Origin of the sequence: Terriglobus sp. ADX1 (genome assembly GCF_036877645.1) — a bacterium.
Classification (GTDB): domain Bacteria; phylum Acidobacteriota; class Terriglobia; order Terriglobales; family Acidobacteriaceae; genus Terriglobus.
The window spans coordinates 1-6,229 of the sequence record NZ_JAEDXV010000056.1 but is presented as its reverse complement, the minus strand read 5'-3'; the positions used below and the strand labels follow the sequence as shown (position 1 = coordinate 6,229).

The window sequence follows — 6,229 nt, the reverse complement described above, 5'->3', positions numbered from 1 at the left end:
CGATCGCGTGCCTTTGTGTGGGCACGGCCTTCGCGCATGCTCAGGAGTATCGCGGTACTTTGAGCGGAACCATAACCGATGCGGCGGGCTATAAAATCCCCAACGCTGAGATTGAAGCTAAGAGTCAGCAGCAAACTTACACAGCTAAAAGTGATGCGGGTGGTCACTTTGTTATCCCGTTTGTGCAGCCCAGCACGTATGTGGTGACGATCAAAGCGTCAGGCTTTACGAGCAAGATTTATAACAATGTTGTTCTCGCTGTATCGGGCAGTGTTGATCTTCCAACCAAGTTGAGCGCCGGAGCTTCCGACACGGTTTCTGTCTCCACGGAAGATTTTCAGTTGGAGACGCAGGACGCTTCGAGCGGTACGGTGATGGACCCGGAGAAGGTACAGAACCTTCCTTTGAATGGACGTCAGGTGTATCAGTTGATGGCGCTGACACCGGGTGTTCGCTTTACCACCACGACCTTTGGCGCCAGTGGCAATTCTGGCACACGCGGATGGGACGTAACCAATGCCTACACCATCAACGGCGCACCTGGAACGACGAATCAGTTCCTGCTGAATGGAGCGCCTGTCTCCATTCAAAACGGTAGTAACTCCGGTTCCTGGACGATCTCGCCCACCATTGACGCCGTGCAGGAGTTCAAGGTGATGACAGTCACCCTCGATGCGCAGTATGGGCGTGTTGGTGGCGGCGCGATGAACACCATCCTGAAGTCAGGTACGAATGGCTTTCATGGCACCGTGTATGACTTCTGGCGTAACTCCGTTCTTGATGCCAACACATATACCGTGAACCAGTCAGGTGGGGCTAAGCCGTATCACAATCAGCATCAATACGGCTTCACTGTCGGTGGCCCCATTTTGAAGGACAAGGCATACTTCTTCTTCAGCTTTGAAGGTTGGCGTGAAGTGCTGCCCGCACCGGTTCTGACCACGGTGCCCACGGCAGATATGCTGCCAGGAGCCGATGGCAGCGTGAATCTTACAAATTATCTGAATGCCGTAGGGAAAACAGGCGGTATCTATGACCCGGAGACTGCTGTCTGCGCGAACAACAGCAATCCTTGCAATACCTATACGCGTTCCAAATTTACCAACAACACAATCCCAGCAGCGCGCATCAGCCCTGTCGGCGTAGCAGTTCTCAAGTTATATCCAGCACCGAATCTGCCCGGATATCAAAACAACTATCTCTTTACCGGAAGAGATGCCTATAAATACACCATGCCCATCACCCGTCTGGATTACAACCTGACGGATCGCACGCGTCTCTACGCTATTTTCACGCAGTGGTCTGGTTACGAGAATCGCAACAATAGCGGTCTTCCGGGGCCAGCAGCTACGGGCAATTTCGGCAATCATCGTGAAGACTGGACAACTGTGCTGGATCTGACCCACACCATCTCAAACAACATGGTGGCAGACGCACGTGTGTCCTGGAATCGTTATTGGAATCCCTCGCCCTCCGGTGCAGTGGCTGCTGGAAGCGCTACGCTTACGCCGGGCGATCTAGGGTTGTCGATGCCTGCCATTCCCACCACCAGTCGTAATCTGGCACCCACATTTAGCTTCAGTGAAACGTTGCCGACTGCGGTTGGTAATGTGGTGAACCAGACCCTTTTCGAAACATACGATATTGGCCCATCCATCACACACACCATCGGCCGTCATTCGTTGCATTACGGTGGCGAGTTCTCGTGGTATCACGATGTTGCTGCAGGCATCGGTCAGCCGAATGGAACCTTTGCCTTCAATACTGGATTTACGCAGCAGAACTATCAAAAGGCAAACAACGATGGCTCGTCCGTTGCGGCTGCGCTTCTTGGTATTCCGGCCAGCGGCAGCGTGCAGTGGAACCAACAGTTGTATGAGAGCTACAAGTATTACGGTGCATACTTCCAGGACAACTGGAAGGCCACGGATCACCTCACCTTCAACATGGGCATCCGTTGGGACAATGAAACCAGCCCGCGCGATCGCCACGATCGTTTGCTTGCCGGTGTCTGCTTCACCTGCGCAAATCCGATCAATAGTTCGGTGAGTCTGCCTTCGGTTCTGCCCAATGGAGCATCGCCGGTCCCTGTGATGTACGGAACGGCGCAGTTCTCCAGCAGCTCTCTGTCGTCATATGTGAATAACACGCAGTTCTGGCAGCCGAAGTTCGGCTTCTCCTACAGCCCAAATCGCAGGATGGTTATTCACGGAGGCTACGCGCTCTCGAAGGCATTTGGCATCGAACTGGGCGCTTCCTCTCCCTTTAACCAGACCACGTCATACAACGCGTCTGCAGACAACAATCTGCATCCTCTCTATACGTTTAAGAACGGCAATCCTTACCCGAGTGGTGCACAGGCTCCTGCAGGTACCAGCCTTGGCGGTCTGGCTCTTGTTGGTAACACCATCAGCATCGATCAACGTGAACACAAGGTTCCCATCGTGCAGCAATGGACCCTTGGTATCGAGCAGGTCATCGGTGGTGGCGTGAAGATCAATCTCTCCTACGTGGGTACGCACGCATATCACCTGCGTGTGGGCGGCAGAAATCTGAATGGACTTAATCCTTCGGACTATTCCAAGGGCTTTGCCAACAACGCCTATCTCAACCAGCTCGTTTCCAACCCCTTCTACGGTGTGTTGCCCACCACTACGTCACTGGGTGCAAACTCAACGATCGCAGCGAAGTATCTGATGGTGCCGTATCCGCAGTTTTACGGAAGCGTCAACGTCAATACCGATGCCGGTGGTTTCAGCAACTACCACTCGTTGCAGGCAAAGGCGGAGAAGCGTTTCAGCACATCGCATTCTGCGTTTGGTGGCATTAGCATGCTGAGCTCGTTCACCTGGTCCAAATTGATGGATGCTGTAAGCCGTCTCAATAATACTGGTGCAGGTCTGGTCGATCCCAGGCCGTACTATGGAATCGATTCGGGCGATCGTCCCTGGACCTTCGCGCTCAGTGGTCTGTATAACCTGCCATTTGGTCATGGTGCAGCGTACTTCAGCAACGCGAATGCCTACGTGGATGGTGTAATCGGCGGCTGGCAATTGGACTGGACCATGCAGCACCAAGGCGGTACACCCATCGCCTTTCCCAATGGATACAACTACAACTGCGGAAACTTCAACATCGTTCCCGCGCAGCGCAGTTATAAGAGTTACCTGAACAACAGCAACCCTGGATGCTTTAGTAACTTCCCGGCGTTCAGCACGGTTACACTACCGCCGTACACTACGGCAGTTCGTGCGCCGTACGCTCCACAGGTTGCTTTGGGTCTTGAGAAGAAGTGGACCATTCATGAGAGTGTGAAGTTCCAGTTGAAGGCGGAAGCATTCAATGCGATGAATACCCCCATCTTCCCCGGACCAAGCACCAGCAGTCCTACTGCAGCACCTACACGTAACGCTGCAGTGGCTGATCCGAATGCTCCGGGTGCATGGAGTGGTTATGGAACGATTGGCAACACGCAGCAGAATTTTCCGCGGCAATATCAGCTGTCAGGAAAGATCTTCTTCTAAGTTGTTGTCTTGCTGTACATAAACAAGGCCGGTGCGTTTCCGCACCGGCCTGAACATTGCTCTCAATCGAGATAGTTAACAATCGCAACTACCGGCGATAGCCGCCACGGTAGTATCCGCCACCGTAGGGGCGCGCATAGGGACGACCGTAGTACGGGCGTGGGCCATAATAGCCGCGGTAATAGCCAGGAGCGTAATAGCCGGGGCCATAATATGCGGGGCCGTAGTAAGGATAGGGACGCACGTAGCGTGGGCCGTAGTATCCGCTGTAATAACCGCTATACACCGGACCCGTGCCAATGGTGACGCCGAAACCGACGCGCTGTGCCTCTGCCTTATGCGGTGCTGCGAACAACAGCGCACCCGCAAGGGCTGCGCCCGTAATCATTTTTGCAATCGTCGTCTTCAAGCTCATCACGTCACCTCTCTCGCGTCATCGTCACGCTTGGTTCGCGTGTTCTCTGCGCACATTGGTAGGAACACAAGTGCTGCAAAAGTGTTGCGCTCGCGATGTGGAAATCGCGAGCGCAGGATGTTGATGAGGTTGTAAGTGCTTTTATGCGCGATTCTTCTGCGTATCTTCTACGGCCTGGGCAACCCGCAGGAGTTTTCCTTCCTGGAAGTGTCCTGCAAGTAATTGCACGCCGATGGGCAACCCATCCTTTGTCTCGCCGCAGGGAACACTGATACCGCAGATGCCTGCCAATGATGCAGCCACCGTGTAGATGTCTGCGAGATACATGCTGATGGGATCATCGGCTTTTTCGCCCAGCTTCCACGCGGGTGTAGGCGTCATGGGAGCAACGATGGCATCCACATCGGCGAAGGCCTTCACGAAGTCCTGTGCGATGAGTGTGCGCACCTGCTGAGCCTTGCGGTAGTACGCATCGTAATAACCCGCAGATAGCGAATACGTGCCGAGCAGAATGCGGCGCTTCGCTTCTGCACCAAAGCCTTCTTCGCGGCTCTCACGGTACAGCGAAGAGAGGTTCTTCGCGTTCTCCGTACGATGTCCATAACGCACACCGTCAAAGCGCGACAGGTTACTGCTGGCTTCTGCTGTTGCCAGCACGTAATAAGTGGGCACGGCGTATTCCGTATGTGGCAGGCTGATCTGTTTAATGGTGCAGCCCTGCGCCTTCAGGTCTTCAATGACCTTTTCGACTGCTGCGCGAATCTCTGCATCGAGACCTTCTGCGAAGTATTCTTTCGGAACACCAATCGTCATGCCTGCAATAGGCTTCTTCGATTCCGCAACGTAGTCGCTCAGCGGCTCCTGCGAGCTGGTGGCATCCATGCTGTCTGGGCCTGCAAGAACACCAAGCACAGTCGCAATGTCCTGCACCGAATGCGCCATGGGGCCAACGCGATCCAGCGAACTTGCGAAGGCGATCAAGCCGTAACGCGAGATGCGTCCATAAGTCGGCAGCAAGCCAACGACTCCGCAGAAAGCTGCGGGCTGACGTACGGAACCGCCTGTGTCCGTACCGAGCGAGACGGAGCAAAAGTCTGCAGCAACTGCTGCCGCGGAGCCGCCCGATGATCCGCCGGGTACACGATCGAGCGCGCGTGGATTGCGCACAACACCGTAGGCACTGTTTTCGTTGCTGCCACCCATAGCGAACTCGTCGCAATTCAGCTTGCCCAGCAGCAGTGCGCCTGCGGCGTCGAGTTTGGCAACGGCGGTAGCGTCGTACGGAGGGTGATAGCCCTTCAGGATGGCCGAGCTCGCAGTCGCCGGTGCGCCGACCATGGTGAGGACGTCTTTAATACCCACGGGGATACCAGCGAGCGGCGGCAGTTCCGCGCCGGTCTTCATCAGTTCGTCAATGTGTTCGGCCTGGCGCAACGCACGCTCTTCTGCCAGCGAAAGAAAGCTGTTGATCTCCTGCCCGGCAATCTGATCGCGGGTACGAATGCGCGAGAGGTAGTCCGCTGCAATGGCGGAGGCCGTGGTGTCGCCGTTGAGAATGGCGGCGCGAATCTCTGGGATGGTCTTCATGGAATAGCTCTTAGCCTCTAGCTGTTAGCTCTTAGCTTTGTTGGTCGCGAGTATCAAACGTGTCGGCAACCGGAACGTAATTTTTGGATACGGCAGGCAGTAACAGGGAAGCAGCTAAAAGCTAAGAGCTAATAGCTGGCAGCCGCTCTACCGCTCAATAACCTTGGGCACCTTGAAGAAGCGGCCATCGGTGTCCGGTGCTTCTTCCATCACCACGGTGCGATCCACAGAGGGCTTTACCGCATCCTGGCGCAGCGAGCTGCCGCCCAGCGCAGGAGCCTTTTGCAGCAGTTGTCCTACCTGCGCCATGGGCTCTACGCCTTCGGTGTTCAGCTTCTGCAACTGGGCTACATGCTCCAGAATGGCATTCAGGTCGCGCTGCATGCGTGGCTCTTCTTCTGCGGTCAGTTGCAGGTTGGCCAGTGCAGCCACGTGGCGCACGTCGTCCAGCGTGACGGTTGCGGTTTCAGGATGCGGCACGGCTACGGGCGCTTCGTTCGGATCGAATGTCTCGGTCATCGTTTCTTTCTGGCGGGCCTTGGTACTGCCGGGCGCGGTGGTGCGGCGGCGTTTTCAGGCAACACAAAAAGTATATCGGTCACGGGGATGCGGCTGATGTTGGCCAGGTCGCCGCGCAGCTGTCCGTGGATCATTTCAAGTTGGCGTTGCCATGCTGTGTCCGGCACGGTGACGGTCGCAACGC

4 protein-coding genes and 1 pseudogene are annotated in these 6,229 nt (G+C 55.5%); 1 reads left to right on the top strand and 4 read right to left on the bottom strand.

What is annotated here, in order from left to right; genetic code table 11:
* Positions 1-3,524: TonB-dependent receptor (locus tag JAO32_RS19635; protein WP_334243566.1), on the top strand; the 3,524-nt coding region annotated here is incomplete at its 5' end.
* 88 nt (positions 3,525-3,612) lie between these two features.
* Here JAO32_RS19635 and JAO32_RS19630 read toward each other — a convergent pair.
* The 4 genes and pseudogenes from JAO32_RS19630 to JAO32_RS19615 form a co-directional block, all read right to left on the bottom strand.
* A complete protein-coding gene (locus JAO32_RS19630; RefSeq protein WP_334243564.1) occupies positions 3,613-3,939 on the bottom strand; it encodes a hypothetical protein in 327 nt (108 codons plus the stop codon).
* Positions 3,940-4,080: 141 nt separating this feature from the next.
* Positions 4,081-5,526, bottom strand: a complete 1,446-nt coding sequence (gene gatA / locus JAO32_RS19625) for an Asp-tRNA(Asn)/Glu-tRNA(Gln) amidotransferase subunit GatA (protein ID WP_334243562.1) — start codon at positions 5,524-5,526, stop codon at positions 4,081-4,083.
* A 147-nt stretch (positions 5,527-5,673) separates the two neighbouring features.
* Complete coding sequence (gene gatC, locus JAO32_RS19620; RefSeq protein ID WP_334243560.1) at positions 5,674-6,045, bottom strand: Asp-tRNA(Asn)/Glu-tRNA(Gln) amidotransferase subunit GatC; 372 nt, start codon at positions 6,043-6,045, stop codon at positions 5,674-5,676.
* A pseudogene (locus JAO32_RS19615) lies at positions 6,042-6,229 on the bottom strand (DciA family protein); the annotation flags it as partial. The gene gatC and the pseudogene JAO32_RS19615, both read right to left, overlap by 4 nt.

Bases quoted from the DNA above. Each gene is read 5' to 3' on its own strand.
- JAO32_RS19630 (WP_334243564.1), bottom strand. From the start codon at position 3,939: ATGAGCTTGAAGACGACGATTGCAAAAATGATTACGGGCGCAGCCCTT.
- gatA (WP_334243562.1), bottom strand. From the start codon at position 5,526: ATGAAGACCATCCCAGAGATTCGCGCCGCCATTCTCAACGGCGACACC.
- gatC (WP_334243560.1), bottom strand. From the start codon at position 6,045: ATGACCGAGACATTCGATCCGAACGAAGCGCCCGTAGCCGTGCCGCAT.